This is a genomic window from Pseudomonas sp. C321, assembly GCF_055407105.1.
The window spans coordinates 561,046-578,843 of record NZ_JBUZRB010000001.1; the positions used below are offsets into that span (position 1 = coordinate 561,046).

The following is a 17,798-nucleotide window of genomic DNA, read 5'->3' on the forward strand; positions in this document are numbered from 1 at the left end:
ACTGAACATCCAGGAAACCTGATGCCCCGTCCGCTTCTTCGCTTGTTTGCGCTATTGATGGCCCTGGGCCTGAGTGCCTGCGATGACGCCCCGCCCCCAGCGTTTATAGAGTTCACTCAGGCCGAGCCGGGTGAAGCGCGGGCCGGTGGCAGCACCACGGTGAGGAAGTCCGATCAGAACGCGTTCTCCCTGCCGTCGGCCAACCTCTCGCCTACTCGGCGCCTGGATTTCAGTGTCGGTAACAGTTTCTTTCGCAGCCCCTGGGTGATTGCGCCGTCCACCACCACCGCACGGGATGGCCTGGGGCCGCTGTTCAATACCAATGGCTGCCAGAACTGCCATATCAAGGATGGCCGTGGCCACCCACCAACGACCGATGCGGTCAATGCCGTGTCGATGCTGGTGCGCCTGTCGATCCCCAACTCGCCACCGTACGCCAAGGTCATCGAGCAACTGGGGGTTATTCCCGAACCTGTCTACGGCGGGCAGTTACAAGACATGGCCGTGCCCGGTGTCACACCGGAGGGCAAGGTACGGGTCGACTACACACCGATAAATGTCAGTTTCAAGGACGGCACCGTGGTCGAACTGCGTAAGCCGATTCTGCAGATCACCCAACTGGGCTACGGACCGATGCACCCGGACACGCGTTTTTCCGCGAGGGTTGCACCGCCAATGATTGGCCTGGGATTGCTGGAAGCCATTCCCGACGCCGACATCCTGCAAAACGCTGGGAAACAGGCGGATAAAAACGGCGTGATAGGCCGGCCAAACTGGGTCTGGGACGACGCCCTGCAAAAAACCGTCCTCGGCCGATTTGGCTGGAAAGCCGGACAACCCAACCTTAATCAACAAAATGTTCACGCGTTCTCGGGTGATATGGGCCTGACCACCAGCCTGAGACCGTTCGATGACTGCACCGAGGCGCAAACTGCCTGCAAACAGGCGCCCAGCGGCAACGGCCCGGAGGGTGAGCCGGAAGTCAGTGATAACATCCTGCGCCTGGTCTTGTTCTACACCCGCAACCTGGCTGTGCCGGCCCGCCGTGACGTTGAGTCAGCGCAGGTGCTGGCCGGGAAAAACCTGTTTTATCAGGCCGGTTGCCAGTCGTGCCACACGCCGAAGTTCACCACGGCAAAAAATGCCGCTGAACCTGAACTGGCCAATCAAGTGATTCGCCCCTACAGCGATTTGCTGCTGCACGACATGGGCGACGGCCTCGCCGACAACCGTACCGAATTCCGGGCCAGTGGCCGCGACTGGCGCACGCCGCCGTTGTGGGGCATCAGCCTGACGCAAACCGTCAGCGGGCATACCCAGTTCTTGCATGACGGCCGCGCCCGCAACCTGCTTGAAGCCGTGCTGTGGCACGGCGGTGAAGCGCAGGCCGCGCAGCAGCATGTGCTGTCTTTTAACGCCGAACAGCGCGCCGCGTTGCTCACGTTCCTGAATTCTCTATAAGCTTTGCCCCACTTACAGAAGGGAGCTCGACATGTTCCGTCCCAAGTTGTTGTTCACCAGCCTTGCCGCCCTTGCCCTCGGCGCCTGCTCGCCCCAGGACCCGCAAGCGGTGACCTCGGCGGCCATCGCCAAGCAAGTGATCCTGCCGACCTACAGCCGCTGGGTCGATGCTGACCGGCAACTGGCCGTCAGCGCCCTGGCTTACTGTCAGGGTAACCAGTCCCTGGAAACCGCTCGTGCCGACTTCCTCCACGCGCAAAAAGCCTGGGCCCAGTTGCAACCGCTGCTGATCGGTCCATTGGCCGAAGGCAACCGAGCGTGGCAGGTGCAGTTCTGGCCAGACAAGAAAAACCTGGTAGGCCGGCAGGTGGAGCAACTGGTCACCGCCCAGCCGCAAATTGATGCTGGCGCCCTGGCCAAGTCCAGCGTGGTGGTGCAAGGCCTGTCGGCCTACGAATACATCCTCTACGACGCCAAGATCGATCTGGCCGATGACGCGCAGAAAGCCCGTTATTGCCCCTTGCTGACCGCCATCGGCGAACGGCAGAAACTCCTCGCCGAAGAGATCCTGTCGAGCTGGAACAGCACCGATGGGATGCTGGCGCAGATGACCAAGTTTCCTAACCAGCGCTACGCCGATTCCCACGAAGCCATCGCTGCCCTGTTGCAGGTGCAAGTGACCGCCCTGGACACCCTGAAGAAAAAACTCGGCACGCCCATGGGCCGCCAGACCAAGGGTATCCCACAGCCGTTCCAGGCCGATGCCTGGCGCAGCCAGTCGTCCCTGCAGAGCCTGGAAGCCAGCCTCGCAGCGGCCCAGACCGTGTGGGTCGGCGTCGACAATAAAGGCCTGCGCGGCCTGTTGCCGGCCGATCAGAAGCCTTTGGCCGACAAGATCGACGCCGCCTATGCCGCGTCCTTGAAACTGTTCGCCAGCAACCAGCGCTCGCTGAATGAATTGCTGGCCGATGACGCCGGGCGCCAGCAACTCAACAACATCTATGACAGCCTCAACGTCGTCCACCGCCTGCACGAAGGCGAACTGGCCAAGACGCTGGGCATCCAACTGGGCTTTAACGCCAACGACGGTGACTGATGATGCTCAGGCGACAGGCTTTGGCCATCGGCAGCGTGCTGCTCAGTGCAATTACCCTGGGTGGTTGGACGCTGTTCAAGCAGAAGGGTAAAGGCCCGCTGCTGCTGTCGGCGCGCGATGACAGTGATGGCAAGCACTACGCCGTCGGCTATCGTCTGGACGGTACACAGGTATTTGCCACCCAAGTGAGCCAGCGCTGCCACGACATCATCAATCACCCGACGCTGCCCATTGCGCTGTTTGTCGCCCGTCGCCCGGGTACCGAAAGCTACCTGATCGACTTGCGTGACGGTGCGCTCCTGCAAACCATCACCTCCAACGCCAATCGCCACTTCTATGGCCACGCGGTCATTCACAAGAGCGGCGACTGGCTGTACGCCACGGAAAACGACACCTCAGATCCCGGTCGCGGCCTGCTCGGCGTGTACAAGTTCGAAGGCGAGCGGCTGGTGCACAGCGGCGAGATTTCCACCCATGGCATCGGCCCGCACCAGGTGTCGTGGATGCCCGACGGCGAAACCCTGGTGGTGGCCAACGGCGGCATTCGCACTGAGGCCGAAAGCCGGGTCGAAATGAACCTCAATGCCATGGAGCCGAGCCTGGTACTGATGCAGCGTGACGGCACCCTGCTGAGCAAGGAAACCCTGCCCCAGCAGATGAACAGCGTGCGGCATATGGGGATCGCCAGCGATGGCACCATCCTCGCCGGGCAGCAGTTCATGGGGCCACCCCATGAGCGTTCCGAGCTGTTGGCAATCAAACGGCCAGGGCAGCCTTTGGTGGCGTTCCCGGTGGCCGACGAGCAGTTGCAGGCCATGGGGCATTACACCGCCAGCGTCGCCGTGCACAGTGAGTTGCGCCTGGTAGCGCTGACGGCGCCACGGGGCAACCGCTTTTTTATCTGGGACATGGACACCGCACAATTGCGCCTGGACGGGCCGTTGCCGGACTGTGCCGGCGTCGGTGCGGTGGCGGACGGTTTTGTTGTGACATCCGGCCAGGGCCGCTGCCGTTTCTACGATTGCCGGCAAGAACAGTTGCAGGCAAAGCCGTTGGAATTGCCGGCAGGGCTCTGGGACAACCATCTGCATTTGATCTGACATCAATACAGGGTCTGTAGGACGTTCTCCACCCCGTGATGGGAACGTTCCTGCCACCTATCTCTGTCAAAATTACCAGTTGGAATCCCCCAAAAAGTCGGTGTAATGTGCCGACTCGTCTGTCTTCGTCTGTCCCAGTTTTTCCAAGGAATCGGAATATGCTGCGCCGTCGCATGCTGATCATGTTGGGTGTCGTCCTGTTAATCGTCCTGCTGCTGGCGGGCTATAAAGCCTTCTCCATTTATCAGCAGGTCCAGGTCTTTTCCGCGCCAAAACCGCCCGTGAACGTGGCGGTGGCGACGGCTGTCGAACAACCATGGCAACAACGCCTGCCGGCAGTGGGCACGCTCAAGGCCTTGCAAGGGGTCAATCTGAGCCTGGAAATTGCTGGCACCGTCAAGGCCGTGCAGTTCGAGTCCGGGCAGAAGGTCAAGGCCGGCCAGCCTCTGGTGCAACTGGACAGCGCGGTGGAAAGCGCCCTCCTGGAAACCGCCCAGGCTGACCTGGGCCTGGCGCAACTGGACTTCGGCCGTGGCAGCCAACTGGTGGGCAGCCAGGCGATCTCCAAGGGCGAGTTCGACCGGCTCTCGGCGCAACTGCAAAAAAACAAGGCCACGGTCAACCAGCTCAAGGCGTCACTGGCCAAGAAGCACATCGTCGCGCCGTTCAGCGGCACCATCGGCATTCGTCAGGTGGACGTCGGCGACTACCTGGCCAGCGGTACGGTGATCGCCACATTGCAGGACATCAGCAGCCTGTACGTCGACTTCTACATCCCCGAACAATCGGTACCCAAGGTCGCAGTCGGTCAAAGCGTCCAGGTGGAAGTTTCGGCCTGGGCGAAGCAGGACTTTCCCGGCACCATCAGCGCCATCAATCCGAAAGTCGAGAACAGCACCCGCAACGTGCTGGTGCGCGCCACCCTGGCCAATCCCGATAACAAATTACTGCCGGGCATGTTCACCAGCCTGCAGGTACTGCTGCCGGACCCGGCGCCGCAGATCGTGGTGCCGGAGAGCGCGATCACCTACACCCTTTACGGCAACTCGGTGTACGTCGTAGCCCAGAAAAAGGCCGAAGACGGCACGCTGGAAAAGGATGCCAATGGCCAGCCGGTGCTGATCGCCGAGCGGCGGTTTGTCGAGACCGGTGAACGTCGCAGTGGCCTGGTCCTGGTGGCCAAGGGGCTCAAGGATGGCGAGCAAGTGGTCAGCGCCGGCCAGATCAAACTGGACGCCGGCACCCACATAGCCATCAGCCCGGACAAGAACCTGCCGGCCGATCCTGGCCAGTCTCCACGCGCCGACGGTGCAAGGAACTGAGCCATGAAGTTCACCGACACGTTCATCCGTCGCCCCGTGTTGGCCATGGTGGTCAGCCTGCTGATTGTACTGCTGGGTTTCCAGGCCTACAGCAAGCTGCCGCTGCGCCAGTACCCGTCCATGGAAAACGCCCTGATCACCGTGACCACGGCGTATCCCGGCGCCAATGCCGAAACCATCCAGGGCTATATCACCCAACCGTTGCAGCAAAGCCTGGCGAGCGCCGAAGGCATCGACTACATGACGTCGGTCAGTCGCCAGAACTTCTCGGTGATCTCCATTTATGCCCGCATCGGCGCCAACAGCGACCGGCTGTTCACCGAGTTGCTGGCCAAGGCCAATGAGGTCAAGAACAAACTGCCCCAGGACGCCGAAGACCCGGTGCTGAGCAAGGAAGCCGCCGACGCTTCGGCGCTGATGTACATCAGCTTCTCCAGCCAGGAACTGAGCAACCCGCAGATTACCGATTACCTGTCGCGGGTGATCCAGCCCAAACTCGCCACCCTGCCCGGCATGGCCGAAGCCGAGATCCTCGGCAACCAGGTGTTCGCCATGCGCCTGTGGCTGGACCCGGTCAAGCTCGCAGGCTTCGGCTTGAGCGCCAGCGACGTCACCGATGCGGTGCGCCGCTACAACTTCCTCTCCGCTGCCGGCGAGGTGAAGGGCGAGTATGTGGTCACCAGCATCAACGCCAACACCGACCTCAAGTCCGCCGAAGCCTTCGCCGCCATCACCCTGAAAACCGACGGTGACAGCCGCGTGCTGCTCAGCGACGTAGCGCGGGTGGAGATGGGCGCGGAGAACTACAACGCCATCAGTTCCTTTGGCGGCACCCCGTCGGTGTACATCGGCATCAAGGCCACCCCCAGTGCCAACCCGCTGGACGTGATCAAGGAAGTGCGCAAGATCATGCCGGAGCTGGAGTCCCAGCTACCGCCCAACCTCAAGGCGGAAATCGCCTACGACGCCACGCTGTTTATTCAGGCGTCGATCAATGAGGTGGTGAAAACCCTGTTCGAAGCAGTGCTTATCGTGATCGTCGTGGTTTTCCTGTTCCTCGGCGCGCTGCGTTCAGTGGTGATTCCGGTGATCACAATTCCGTTGTCGATGATTGGCGTACTGTTTTTCATGCAACTGATGGGCTACTCGATCAACCTACTGACGCTGCTGGCAATGGTATTGGCCATCGGCCTGGTGGTGGACGATGCGATCGTGGTGGTGGAGAACATCCATCGGCATATCGAAGAAGGCAAGACACCGCTGGATGCTGCACTAGAGGGCGCCCGGGAAATTGCCCTGCCGGTGGTGTCGATGACCATCACTCTGGCCGCGGTCTATGCGCCGATTGGCTTTCTGGAGGGGCTGACCGGAGCGCTGTTCAAGGAGTTCGCCCTGACCCTGGCCGGTGCGGTGGTAATTTCCGGCATTGTTGCACTGACCCTGTCGCCGATGATGTGCGCGCTGCTGTTGCGCCATGATGAAAACCCCACGGGACTGGCTCATCGCTTGGACCGCACCTTCGAAAGCCTCAAACGGCGCTACCAGAGCGCCCTGCACGGCACCTTGAACACCCGGCCAGTGGTGGTAGTGTTCGCGCTGATCGTGCTCTGCCTGATTCCAGTGTTCCTCAAGTTCACCCAGTCGCAACTGGCCCCCGACGAGGACCAGGGCATCATTTTCATGATGGCCAGCGCCCCGCAGCCGACCAACCTTGATTACCTCAACACTTACACCGATGAGTTCATCAAGATCTTCAAGGAATTCCCGGAGTACTACTCCTCGTTCCAGATCAACGGCTTCAATGGCGTGCAATCAGGCATCGGTGGTTTCCTGCTCAAACCGTGGAATGAACGCAGCCGCACCCAAATGCAAATCCTGCCCGAAGTGCAGAAACGCCTGGCAGACATTCCCGGCCTGCAAGTATTCGGCTTCAACCTGCCCTCCCTCCCCGGCACCGGCGAAGGCTTGCCCTTCGGTTTCATCATCAACACGCCCAACGACTATGAATCCCTGCTGCAAGTGGCCGACCGGGTAAAAAAACGCGCCATGGAGTCGGGCAAGTTTGCCTTTGTCGACATCGACCTGGCCTTCGACAAACCGGAAGTGGTGGTGGATATCGACCGCGCCAAGGCGGCGCAAATGGGTGTATCAATGCAGGACCTCGGCGGCACCCTGGCGACATTGCTGGCGGAAGCGGAAATCAACCGTTTCACCATCGACGGCCGCAGTTACAAGGTGATTGCCCAGGTAGAGCGGGCTTATCGGGACAACCCGCAGTGGCTGAGCAACTACTACGTAAAAAATACCCAAGACGAACTGTTGCCGCTGTCGACCCTGATTACCATCACAGACCGGGCGCGACCGCGACAACTGAACCAGTTCCAGCAGCTCAACTCGGCACTGATCTCCGGTTTCCCCATTGTCAGCATGGGTGAGGCCATTGAGACCGTGCGCCAGATTGCCATTGAAGAAACCCCGCCCGGATACGCCTTCGACTACAGCGGTGCCTCACGCCAGTTCATCCAGGAAGGCAGCGCCCTTTGGGTCACCTTCGCCCTGGCGCTGGCGATCATCTTCCTGGTGCTAGCGGCGCAGTTCGAGAGCTTCCGCGATCCTCTGGTGATTCTGGTGACGGTGCCGCTGTCGATTTGTGGGGCATTGATTCCGCTGTTCCTCGGTTGGTCGAGCATGAATATCTATACCCAGGTGGGGCTGGTGACCTTGATCGGGTTGATCAGCAAGCACGGGATTTTGATCGTCGAATTCGCCAACCAGTTGCGTAAGGACAAGGGGCTTACAGCACGAGAGGCGGTGGAAGAAGCCGCAGCGATTCGCTTGCGGCCGGTATTGATGACTACGGCGGCGATGGTGTTTGGCATGGTGCCGCTGATCTTCGCCACCGGGGCGGGGGCGGTAAGCCGGTATGACATCGGGATGGTAATTGCGACGGGGATGTCGATTGGGACGTTGTTTACGTTGTTTGTGTTGCCGTGTGTTTATACGTTGCTGGCTAAGGCGGATGAGGTCTGAGACGCCGCCATTTTGGGGGGCCAATCCGCTTTTCTGTGAGTTTTCCGGAAAGTGTCCACCATGTGTCCGGTCCGTACAGCTTTTCAAAGTGACACGCCGTAAGGGCGTAACCCTAAGCCGCCGTCACCCCAAAAATGGATATATACCCCAAACCCCAACCGTCAAACGCAACCCGAAAAAAAAGGCCTCACAAAACGAGACCTTTCATATGGGTTTCAATGAATTCAACGCTATGGCCTCATCCCTTGTGAAAGCCCGAACATAAACAGCAACAGCTGATGATCAGGCTGAACCACGGCATTCACCTTGGCGATCCGCGGCAACGGGCACTGCCCGCCACCCTGCACCGCACTGAGGATTTCTGTACGCGGCAGCTCCCAGGCAGCCAGGGCCAGGGATGCAATCCCCAACGCCCCCAACAGAAATAAACCTCGTGCTATTTCTAGCTTCATTACGTTAAACCTTTGATAGCGCTGCCAAACGCCGTCTCGTAAAAGTAGCTGAGTTTTTGCCAGTCGGAAGCGTTCCACGACGAATGGCGACGCAATTGCAGCATGTCATGGGAGGCCGCCTGCCGAGCGGTCATACGCTGGCGGCATTTCTCGAAATCCAGCAACGCCACTTCAACATTGGCCGCGTCGCCCTCACCCGTGACCTTGACAAAAATGTGCTTGATGTAGAGGCACCCATGCTGCCAGCGGCCTTTGTGCATACGTGCCAAGGTGCCAGCGAGCTCCTGCAGCAGGCGCTCATGCACCAACTCGCCGTACTGTTCGCGGCCACCAGCGGCGTACCAGTTTTCGATTTCGTCAAAACCCTCCAGGGCTGCCGTCACCAGCAAGGCCTTCCATTGATGCTCTGGATCACGGCGTGCTTCGCAGAACACCAGCTCCGGCACCCGCACATCCAGCAAACGCAGACCCTTGAGGGCATCACGCTCGCGTAACACGGTAGGGCGTCCAAAAGGATGCAGCCAGCTGCGGTAGATATGGCCGGTCTGGCGCTTGCTATACAACAAACGGCCATTGGTCCCAACCACACGTTGCACGCCACTTTCACCGCCACGGCGACGATTGGGTTCCTCGACCCATTCACCCTGCTGGCGCCAGAAATAATCAAATCGCTCCTCGGGAGCTACTTCACTACCTGCTACACACTCAACTGCCATCCTGTTACCTCTTACGCAAGACATACACTCGCCACATGGCGTAGAGCGGAATGAAGTCCAAATGTTCCAGAACCCGGAAACCGGCTTGTTCGAACTCAGCCTCAACAGTAGCAGCCGGTAACACAAACCGATTTTGGTAACCTTCCTGCTCACCCTGATTGCGACGCCGCACCTCGGAACGCTTGCGCTTCCAGGCCTTGAAGTTGCCATCCACCCACAGCGAAATAATCACGCTGTCACGGGTAACACGCTGAAACTCCCGCAATATCGCCAGCCGGTGCTCGGGATCACCAATGTGGTGCATCAGGCGCATGCAAAAAATGCTGTCGACGGCGTTGTCTGGCAAATCAATATCAAAGGCAGATGTTTGCAAGGGCCGTACCCGTTTCACCACCTCGGCCGGTTGGGCCACTGTGGCAATCTTCAACATCGCTTCGGAATTGTCGGCACCGATAATCACGCGGTTGGGTTTTTCCGCCAGCAATGGCCAGAAACGCCCGGCGCCACACGGCAGGTCCAGCACCAGGCCAGGCTCACCCGCCATGGCCAGCGCACCGCGTGCCAATTGCTCATCGCGTTTGTGGGACAGTCGACGAGCCAGATTGTCCTGATGCTTGAGCAAATAATTCTGCGCATGCTGCTCATCGTACTTTTCGGAAAATTCAAGCTTGATTGGGGTAACCATCAGCGGGTCTCCTGTACTGATGCCTACGACCTTAAGCGGCGGAGTGTCATCCTCAGGTCAACCCTTTGTGAAAAAAATGTCCCGTCTAACGGTAAAACATTACAAAGTTTTACAGGCAAACGTCATAGCATGGGGCCATCTTCGTCGAACAAGCTGAAATCTGCCCCTGAGAATAGGGGCAGGAAAGGGATCAGGATTTGACCGGATTCAACTCAACATGGAACCGGCAGCCATTGGGCTCCATGGTGCTGAGGCTGACGGTCCAACCCTGGTTTTCGCAGATCCGCTGAACCAGCGACAAGCCCAGCCCGAGGCCTTCGCCGCGCTTTTCGTTACCGCGCACAAAGGGCTCAAACATCGCTTCGCGCTTGTCTTCGGGAATACCCACGCCAGTGTCTTCCACTACGAACCCTGTGGGTTCCAGGGTCAGCCGGATAAAACCCTGTTCGGTGTAATGCAGGGCATTGCGCAGTAGGTTGCCCATGACCGCATGCAGGAACGTGGCGTTGTAGCGAGTACTTAGGGGATTGCCCGGCTGGTAGAACAATTCAATGCCTTTGCGCTCGATGGGACCGCGCCAGATTCCCAACAGATCCTCGGCCACCTGCGTGAGACCGACCTGGGGCGACATGCTGGCGTCTTCCCGTTGGGTACGGGCCAGCATCAGGAACGTCTGCACCAGTTCGCTCATCTCTTCACAGGCACGGGCAATACGCTCGACCTGACTGCGAGCGCGGGAATCAATGGCCGGGTTCTCCAATAGCAATTCACAGGAACTGGCCAGCACCATCAATGGCGTGCGCAATTCGTGGCTGACATCGCTGGTAAACATCCGCTCCCGGGTGAGCGCCTGCCGCAGGCGGCCGAGGGTGGCGTCAAACGCCACCGCCAACTCCCCCACTTCATCAGCGGCATAGTCCGGGGCCAATGGCGGCGCCAAACCAAGCAATTGGTCACGATGACGAACCTGGCGAGCCAGGCGCACCACCGGTGCCATCACCTTGCGTGCCAGGACCCAGCCAAGAAACACGGCCAGCGCCAGGCTGAGAACAAAACCTACCAGCACCACGGCAAACAGCACGCGCTCGCGCTCTTCGAAGTCGCTCTGGTCTTGCAGCAGGACATAACGGCGGCCGTCAACGATCTCGACCATGGCGTGATACGACAGCTGTTCGCGAAACACCTCGTGAAAACCCGAGTCCAGGTGACGCAAATCCTTGGGCAGTTCAAAATCCCCGTGCCCACCGCTGAAATAGAACAACTGGTCCGGCTCGGGCCGATGCCGCCAATCTTCAACGCTGTCCATCAGCAGCAGCCGTTGCAGATCGCCACCCAACCCCGCTGAAATCAGTTTTTCTTCCACCAGGTGTACGGTGGCAATGATGCCCATGGCGAAGGCCCCTGCCACCAGCGCGCTCATCAGCGCAAAAGCAATGATGATCCGCTGGGCAAGGCTTTGCTTAAACTCCATCTCGTCCCTCAACCAGGCGATAACCCACACCGTGCACCGTTTGCAGCAACGGCTTGGCGAAGGGTTTGTCGATCACTTGGCGCAATTGGTGGACATGGCTGCGCAAGCTGTCGCTGTCTGGGCAATCGTCGCCCCACAAGGCTTCCTCGAGAATTTCCCGACGCAACACATGGGGACTTTTCTGCATCAACACCGCCAGCAATTTCAGGCCCACCGGGTTGAGCTTGAGCAGGCGCCCTTCGCGGGTTACCTCCAGTGTGTCGAGGTCGTAGGCCAGGTCGCCCACTTGCAGGGCACGACGCCCCCCGCCTTGGGCGCGACGCAGCACCGCCTCGATGCGCGCTGCCAGTTCCGACAGGGCGAACGGCTTGAGCAGGTAGTCATCAGCGCCAGACTTGAAGCCTTGAAGCCGGTCATCCAACTGGTCGCGGGCCGTCAGCATGATCACCGGCGTGTCGCGACGGGCGTCTTCGCGCAGGCGTTTGCACAAGGTATAGCCATCGATGCCTGGCAGCATGATGTCGAGAACGATCAAGTCGTAATGCTCGGTAGCGGCCAGGTGCAGGCCCGACAAGCCGTCCTGCGCACAGTCGACGGTGTAACCCTTTAGCCCCAGGTAATCGGCCAGGTTGGCCAGAATATCGCGGTTGTCTTCAACCAATAAAATTCGCATGGGCAGTGTCTCCGTACGCGGTAACGGCCGTGTTGGCTCGCGCAGCTTAAGGCCAAGTATGGCCCACGGCTAGGCCTGAACGAGCAACTGATTAAGGGTTTCAACCAATTGAATGGATTAACGAGTTTTTCACTATCGGTTCACAAACCGACCACAGTGTCAGGCGGAAGATCGCCGCCCATCGATATAAGGAACATGGACATGGGCTTTCCCAAGACAGCGCCAATGCGTTATTTGTTGTTGGTGACCGGCGCCTGGCTGGTCATCTTTCTTCTGACGCGCAGCGTACTGCTCATCAGCCACCTGGATGAAGTCAGCGGTAACCTGCTGCCGGTGTTTGGCGTGGGCCTGCTTTACGACCTGGGCTTTCTGGCCTACGCCGCCCTGCCCCTGGGGCTGTATCTACTGCTGTGTCCACCGGCGTTATGGCGCCGCCGTGGCCACCGCTGGTTTCTGCAAGGCGTGCTGACAGTCAGTTTGTTCGCCATGCTGTTCACGTCAGTGGCGGAATGGCTGTTCTGGGATGAGTTCGGTGTGCGCTTCAACTTTATCGCCGTCGATTACCTGGTGTACTCCAATGAGGTACTGAACAACCTGCTGGAGTCTTACCCGATCGGCAAACTGCTGAGCCTGCTGGCGATGCTGGCGATTGTGTTGAGCCTGGCGTTACGCAAACCGTTCAACACAGCACTCGATTCTCCCCTTCCTGTGATGCGTGGCCGCTTGCTCAGCGCGCTGGGTTTACTGGTTATCGCCGGTCTGAGCTTGCAACTGATCAGCCAGGACAACCCGCGTGCCCAGGGTGGCAACGCTTACAATAACGAACTGGCAAGCAACGGCCCGTATCAGTTCTTCGCCGCGTTCCGTAACAACGAGCTCGATTACACGCAGTTCTATGAGAGTCTGCCGTCCGATGTCGTCGCCAAGCAATTGCGCGCAGAGCTCAGCGAACCCAATGCACGCTTTATCGGCAGCGATCCACTGGATATCCGCCGCGCCATCGACAACCCTGGCACGTTGCGCAAGCCCAATATCGTGTTGGTGACCATCGAAAGCTTCAGTGCCAAATACATGGGCAGCAACGGTGACGGGCGCAACCTGACGCCCAACCTCGACGCACTGCGCCAGCAAAGCCTGTATTTCAACAATTTCTACGCCACCGGCACGCGTACCGATCGCGGCCTGGAGGCTATTACCCTGGCCATTCCGCCAACGCCTGGGCGTTCGATCGTCAAGCGTATCGGCCGGGAGAGCGGCTTTGCCAGCCTTGGCCAGCAACTCAACGCCATTGGTTACGACAGCGTGTTTGTTTACGGCGGGCGCGGCTACTTCGACAACATGAACGCGTTTTTCAGCGGTAATGGTTATCGGGTGGTGGACCAGAGCAGCGTCGACGAAGCGCAAATCTCCTTCAAAAATGCCTGGGGCATGGCCGACGAAGACCTCTATAAACAGACGTTAAAACTGGCAGACGCCAATTACGCCAAGCAGCAACCGTTTCTGCTGCAACTGATGACCACTTCCAACCATCGTCCTTATACCTACCCGGACGGGCGCATAGACATCAAATCGGGCAACGGTCGCGACGGTGCGGTGAAATACACCGACTACGCCATCGGCCAGTTCCTGGAGGCCGCACGCCAGAAACCGTGGTTCGACAACACTATCTTTATCTTTGTCGCTGACCACACTGCTGGCAGCGCAGGCAAGGAAGACTTGCCTATCAGCAACTACCAGATACCGCTGTTCATCTATGCACCAAAACTGATCGAGGCCCGTGAAAGCACGCAACTGGCTAGCCAGATCGACATCGCACCGACATTGCTGGGCCTGCTTAACCTGAGTTACGAATCGACATTCTTTGGCCGCAACCTGCTGCAAGACAACTCGCTGCCGCCCCGTGTGGTGGTGGGCAACTATCAGCACCTGGGTTTGTTCGACGGCAAGGACCTGGCGATTATCAGCCCGCGCCAAGGCCTGCGTCGCCATGACCAGGCCCTGGGTGAGAGCCAAGAGTCACGCGTGGGCAGCGATGACCCGCTGATTCAGCGGGCCATCACCTACTACCAGGCCGCCAGTTATGACTTCAAACATCAACTACTAAGCTGGAAGGGCCCCAAGAACGCGGCCCCCCAGTTAAGCACACGCTAACCAAAATGCTCCGGGCAGGTCAGTCCGGAGCTTTCAATACTAGGGTCTGCCATGTCTTCAACCGTTTTGCGCCCAGCTTCCAAGCCCCTCAATTTTTGGCTGTACCTGGGAGTACCCGCCGCTGCGGCGGTGATTTTGCTGCTGCTGGAACTGACGTCACTGGACATGAGCCTGGCCAAACTGTTTTACAGCGCAGCAGACGGCGGCTTTATTGGCCGATACAGTTTTTTCCTTGAAGACATCCTCCACGACCGCGCCAAACAACTGGTCATCCTGTTCTCGGTGCTGGCCATACTGGGCTTTGTTGGCGCGCTCATTCTTGAGCGACTCAAACCCTACCGACGCGAACTGGGCTGCCTAGTACTGTCTCTGGGCCTGTCCACCTCATTCGTTTCCCCGCTGAAAGTGGTCACCGCCGTGCAGTGCCCCTGGAGCCTCAAGGAGTTTGGCGGCCAGGAAACCTACAGCGCACTGCTGAGCGCCCGACCGCAAACCGACAAGCCCGGGCGCTGCTGGCCTGGAGGTCACGCAGCCACGGGGTTTACCTTGTTTGCCCTGTTCTTTGTGTTACGCGATCGCCGACCACGCCTGGCACGCAAGGCGCTTATCCTGGCATTCGGGTTGGGGGCGGTGCTCTCCATCAGTCGAATGATGCAAGGGGCGCACTTCTTTTCCCATAACGTCTGGACAGCGATCTTTTGCTGGCTGATCTGCTTGGGGACGTATTACTTTTTGCTGTATCAGCGTGGAGAAAAGGCCGAGCAAGTTATTCAGGGAAAGATCGTGAGAACGACTTGAGGCCAACAGATCGTCGATATGTCGTCCTGCTGACGTCCACATAACGGGCCATTAAACCCTCGGCCATAAAAAAGCCCCGCCTGCATCACTGCAGGCGGGGCTTTTCAGTATAGGGGTAAGGCTGGCTTACATCATGCCGCCCATGCCACCCATACCGCCCATGTCTGGCATACCGCCGCCAGCTGGTTGGTCATTCGGAGCTTCAGCGATCATGGCTTCGGTGGTCAACATCAAGCCGCCAATGGACGCCGCAGCCTGCAGAGCAGAGCGAGTCACTTTGGTAGGGTCAAGGATGCCCATCTCGATCATGTCGCCGTATTCGCCGGTAGCAGCGTTGTAACCGAAGTTACCCGAACCCTGCTTGACCTTGTCGACTACTACGCTTGGCTCGTCACCGGAGTTGGCAACGATCTGACGCAGTGGAGATTCGATTGCGCGACGCAGTACAGCAATACCTACGTCCTGATCAGCGTTCTCGCCTTTCAGATCGCTGATGGCTTGCAGAGCGCGAATCAGCGCTACGCCACCGCCAGGTACCACGCCTTCTTCAACGGCTGCACGGGTAGCGTGCAGGGCGTCTTCAACGCGGGCTTTCTTCTCTTTCATTTCGACTTCGGAACCAGCGCCAACCTTGATCACTGCAACGCCGCCGGACAGTTTGGCCAGACGTTCTTGCAGTTTTTCACGGTCGTAGTCGGAAGTGGTATCAGCCACTTGCGAACGGATCTGGGTCACACGGGCCTGGATGTCAGCTTCAACACCAGCGCCGTCGATGATGGTGGTGTTTTCCTTGGACAGGATCACACGCTTGGCATTACCCAGGTGTTCCAGGGTAGTGCTTTCCAGGCTCAGGCCGATCTCTTCGGAGATAACGGTACCGCCAGTCAGGACAGCGATGTCCTGCAGCATAGCCTTGCGACGGTCGCCAAAGCCTGGGGCTTTGACGGCAGCAACTTTAACGATGCCACGCATGTTGTTCACAACCAGAGTCGCCAGGGCTTCGCCTTCAACGTCTTCGGCCACGATCAGCAGTGGACGGCCGGCTTTGGCAACGGCTTCCAGTACTGGCAGCATTTCGCGGATGTTCGAGATCTTTTTGTCGACCAGCAGGATCAGCGGGCCGTCGAGCTCGGCAACCATGGTGTCCGGCTTGTTGATGAAGTACGGGGACAGGTAGCCACGGTCGAACTGCATGCCTTCAACAACCGACAGTTCGTTTTCCAGGCCCGAGCCTTCTTCAACGGTGATCACGCCTTCTTTACCGACTTTTTCCATGGCTTCGGCAATGATGTCGCCGATGGAGCTGTCGGAGTTGGCCGAGATGGTGCCGACCTGAGCGATAGCCTTGGTGTCAGCGCATGGCTTGGACAGGGACTTCAGCTCTTTGACAATGGCGATGGTCGCCTTGTCGATGCCGCGTTTGAGGTCCATCGGGTTCATGCCGGCAGCGACGGCTTTCAGGCCTTCGTTGACGATCGATTGAGCCAGGACAGTAGCGGTGGTGGTGCCGTCGCCTGCGTCATCGTTGGCACGGGAGGCAACGTCTTTGACCAGTTGCGCGCCCATGTTTTCGAAGCGATCTTTCAGCTCGATTTCCTTGGCAACGGAAACGCCGTCCTTGGTGATGGTCGGAGCGCCGAAGCTCTTCTCGATGATCACGTTACGGCCTTTAGGGCCCAGGGTCGCTTTTACTGCGTCAGCCAGGACGTTGACACCGGCGAGCATTTTCTTACGGGCGGAATCGCCGAATTTAACTTCTTTAGCAGCCATGATCGATATTCCTTAAATACTTTGTAGTAACGGGAAAATGAGCGGGGAATCAGTCTTCCAGAACAGCGAGAATCTCGTTCTCAGCCATTACCAGCAGGTCTTCGCCGTCGATTTTCACAGTGTTGCTGCCGGAGTAAGGGCCGAATACAACCTTGTCACCCACTTTCACGGCCAGCGCACGTACTTCACCGTTTTCCAGCTGCTTGCCTGGACCAGCAGCGAGAATCACACCGTGGTTGGCTTTTTCAGCAGCCGAACCTGGCAGAACGATGCCGCCAGCGGTTTTCTTTTCTTCTTCACTGCGACGGATGACGACGCGGTCATGCAGAGGACGAAGCTTGCTCATTGTCGATCTCTCCTAATTGTGTTTTTCATCGGCCGGTGTCAATACCGGCAGGTTAAATTCCGGCGATGCCGGTCGCGGCTCGCTGGGCGAATCGCGGAAGTCTGTCTGGTGTCGCCACCAGAAACCTTGCGGTGACCGTTACATAAGGGCGCATAAGCTTATTACAAGGCTTGGCGACGAAAATTTTCGTGATTGCCATGCACTTAAAAACAACACGGCCCCCAAAGGCGCCGTGCCAATCACGCAGTTACTTGGAGTCGCGGTGTTCGAACTCGCCTTCGATCACATCACCCTCGCGCCCCAGCGGCTGGCGCGGCACCGGGCCGCCACGGGATTGCAGGTCATCAGCGAAGGCGCGCTGGCGGATTGCTGCTTCTTCGGCACGCTGGCGCATCTTGCCTGCCAGCAGTCGACGGGTGATCGGCAACAGCATGATCAGGCCAACCACGTCGCTGACAAAACCTGGCAGGATCAGCAGGCCGCCACCCAAGGCCATCATCAGGCCTTCGAGCATGGTCTGGGCTGGCAGTTCGCCGCGATTCAAGCTTTCACGGGCACGCAATGCGGTGGCCAGGCCGGCGATGCGAAGCACAAGTACACCAAGCATCGAGCCGAGAATAATCAGCAGCAGGGCCGGGAAAAACCCGATAGCCCCGCTGACCTTGACGAATACGAACAGCTCCAACACCGGGAACAGCAGAAAGAGCAATAAAAAAGGGCGCATCAA

The 17,798-nt window shown here is 58.8% G+C and carries 15 protein-coding genes; 7 read left to right on the forward strand and 8 right to left on the reverse strand.

Annotated features, from left to right (window positions below; translation table 11 throughout):
- Positions 1-21: 21 nt before the first annotated feature.
- The 5 genes from ACZRJ6_RS02630 (at position 22) to ACZRJ6_RS02650 (ending at position 8,009) form a co-directional block, all read left to right on the forward strand.
- The gene (locus ACZRJ6_RS02630; protein WP_463966959.1) at positions 22-1,461 is read left to right on the forward strand and encodes a di-heme oxidoreductase family protein; all 1,440 of its coding nucleotides are present in this window, start codon (positions 22-24) and stop codon (positions 1,459-1,461) included.
- A 31-nt stretch (positions 1,462-1,492) separates the two neighbouring features.
- Complete coding sequence (locus ACZRJ6_RS02635; protein WP_463966960.1) at positions 1,493-2,557, forward strand: imelysin family protein; 1,065 nt, start codon at positions 1,493-1,495, stop codon at positions 2,555-2,557.
- Positions 2,558-2,559: 2 nt separating this feature from the next.
- Positions 2,560-3,657, forward strand: coding sequence for a DUF1513 domain-containing protein (locus ACZRJ6_RS02640; protein WP_463967411.1), 1,098 nt, complete (start codon positions 2,560-2,562; stop codon positions 3,655-3,657).
- 158 nt (positions 3,658-3,815) lie between these two features.
- Positions 3,816-4,979 carry an efflux RND transporter periplasmic adaptor subunit gene (locus ACZRJ6_RS02645; protein WP_463966961.1) on the forward strand — a complete coding sequence of 388 codons (1,164 nt, stop codon included), beginning with the start codon at positions 3,816-3,818 and terminating at the stop codon, positions 4,977-4,979.
- A 3-nt stretch (positions 4,980-4,982) separates the two neighbouring features.
- A complete protein-coding gene (locus ACZRJ6_RS02650; protein ID WP_463966962.1) occupies positions 4,983-8,009 on the forward strand; it encodes a multidrug efflux RND transporter permease subunit in 3,027 nt (1,008 codons plus the stop codon).
- Between the two features lie 230 nt (positions 8,010-8,239).
- Here ACZRJ6_RS02650 and ACZRJ6_RS02655 read toward each other — a convergent pair whose 3' ends face one another.
- From ACZRJ6_RS02655 to colR, 5 genes are all read right to left on the reverse strand, one after another.
- A complete protein-coding gene (locus ACZRJ6_RS02655; protein WP_463966963.1) occupies positions 8,240-8,461 on the reverse strand; it encodes a hypothetical protein in 222 nt (73 codons plus the stop codon).
- Positions 8,461-9,177 (reverse strand): lipopolysaccharide kinase InaA family protein, encoded by a 717-nt coding sequence (locus ACZRJ6_RS02660; RefSeq protein WP_463966964.1) that lies wholly within the window; start codon positions 9,175-9,177, stop codon positions 8,461-8,463. The genes ACZRJ6_RS02655 and ACZRJ6_RS02660 overlap by 1 nt, the downstream gene beginning before the upstream one ends.
- 4 nt (positions 9,178-9,181) lie before the next feature.
- Positions 9,182-9,862, reverse strand: a complete 681-nt coding sequence (locus ACZRJ6_RS02665; protein WP_463966965.1) for a class I SAM-dependent methyltransferase — start codon at positions 9,860-9,862, stop codon at positions 9,182-9,184.
- Positions 9,863-10,052: 190 nt separating this feature from the next.
- Positions 10,053-11,333 carry a sensor histidine kinase gene (locus ACZRJ6_RS02670; protein ID WP_463966966.1) on the reverse strand — a complete coding sequence of 427 codons (1,281 nt, stop codon included), beginning with the start codon at positions 11,331-11,333 and terminating at the stop codon, positions 10,053-10,055.
- Positions 11,323-12,006: a two-component system response regulator ColR gene (gene colR, locus ACZRJ6_RS02675; RefSeq protein ID WP_133099640.1), complete on the reverse strand. Its 684-nt coding sequence runs from the start codon at positions 12,004-12,006 to the stop codon at positions 11,323-11,325. The genes ACZRJ6_RS02670 and colR overlap by 11 nt, the downstream gene beginning before the upstream one ends.
- Before the next feature lie 201 nt (positions 12,007-12,207).
- On the opposite strand from colR, the gene ACZRJ6_RS02680 reads away from it, so the two are divergent.
- Both ACZRJ6_RS02680 and ACZRJ6_RS02685 read left to right on the forward strand, forming a co-directional pair.
- On the forward strand, positions 12,208-14,157 hold the full coding sequence (locus ACZRJ6_RS02680; RefSeq protein WP_463966967.1) for an LTA synthase family protein: 1,950 nt from the start codon (positions 12,208-12,210) through the stop codon (positions 14,155-14,157).
- Positions 14,158-14,208: 51 nt separating this feature from the next.
- Positions 14,209-14,955, forward strand: coding sequence for a phosphatase PAP2 family protein (locus ACZRJ6_RS02685; protein ID WP_463966968.1), 747 nt, complete (start codon positions 14,209-14,211; stop codon positions 14,953-14,955).
- Positions 14,956-15,081: 126 nt separating this feature from the next.
- Here the strand turns inward: ACZRJ6_RS02685 and groL are convergent, their stop codons facing one another.
- The 3 genes from groL to ACZRJ6_RS02700 form a co-directional block, all read right to left on the reverse strand.
- Positions 15,082-16,725: a chaperonin GroEL gene (gene groL / locus ACZRJ6_RS02690; protein WP_133099644.1), complete on the reverse strand. Its 1,644-nt coding sequence runs from the start codon at positions 16,723-16,725 to the stop codon at positions 15,082-15,084.
- Positions 16,726-16,774: 49 nt separating this feature from the next.
- The gene (locus ACZRJ6_RS02695) at positions 16,775-17,071 is read right to left on the reverse strand and encodes a co-chaperone GroES (protein ID WP_133099645.1); all 297 of its coding nucleotides are present in this window, start codon (positions 17,069-17,071) and stop codon (positions 16,775-16,777) included.
- A 247-nt stretch (positions 17,072-17,318) separates the two neighbouring features.
- The gene (locus tag ACZRJ6_RS02700; protein WP_149411917.1) at positions 17,319-17,795 is read right to left on the reverse strand and encodes an FxsA family protein; all 477 of its coding nucleotides are present in this window, start codon (positions 17,793-17,795) and stop codon (positions 17,319-17,321) included.
- Positions 17,796-17,798: the final 3 nt, after the last annotated feature.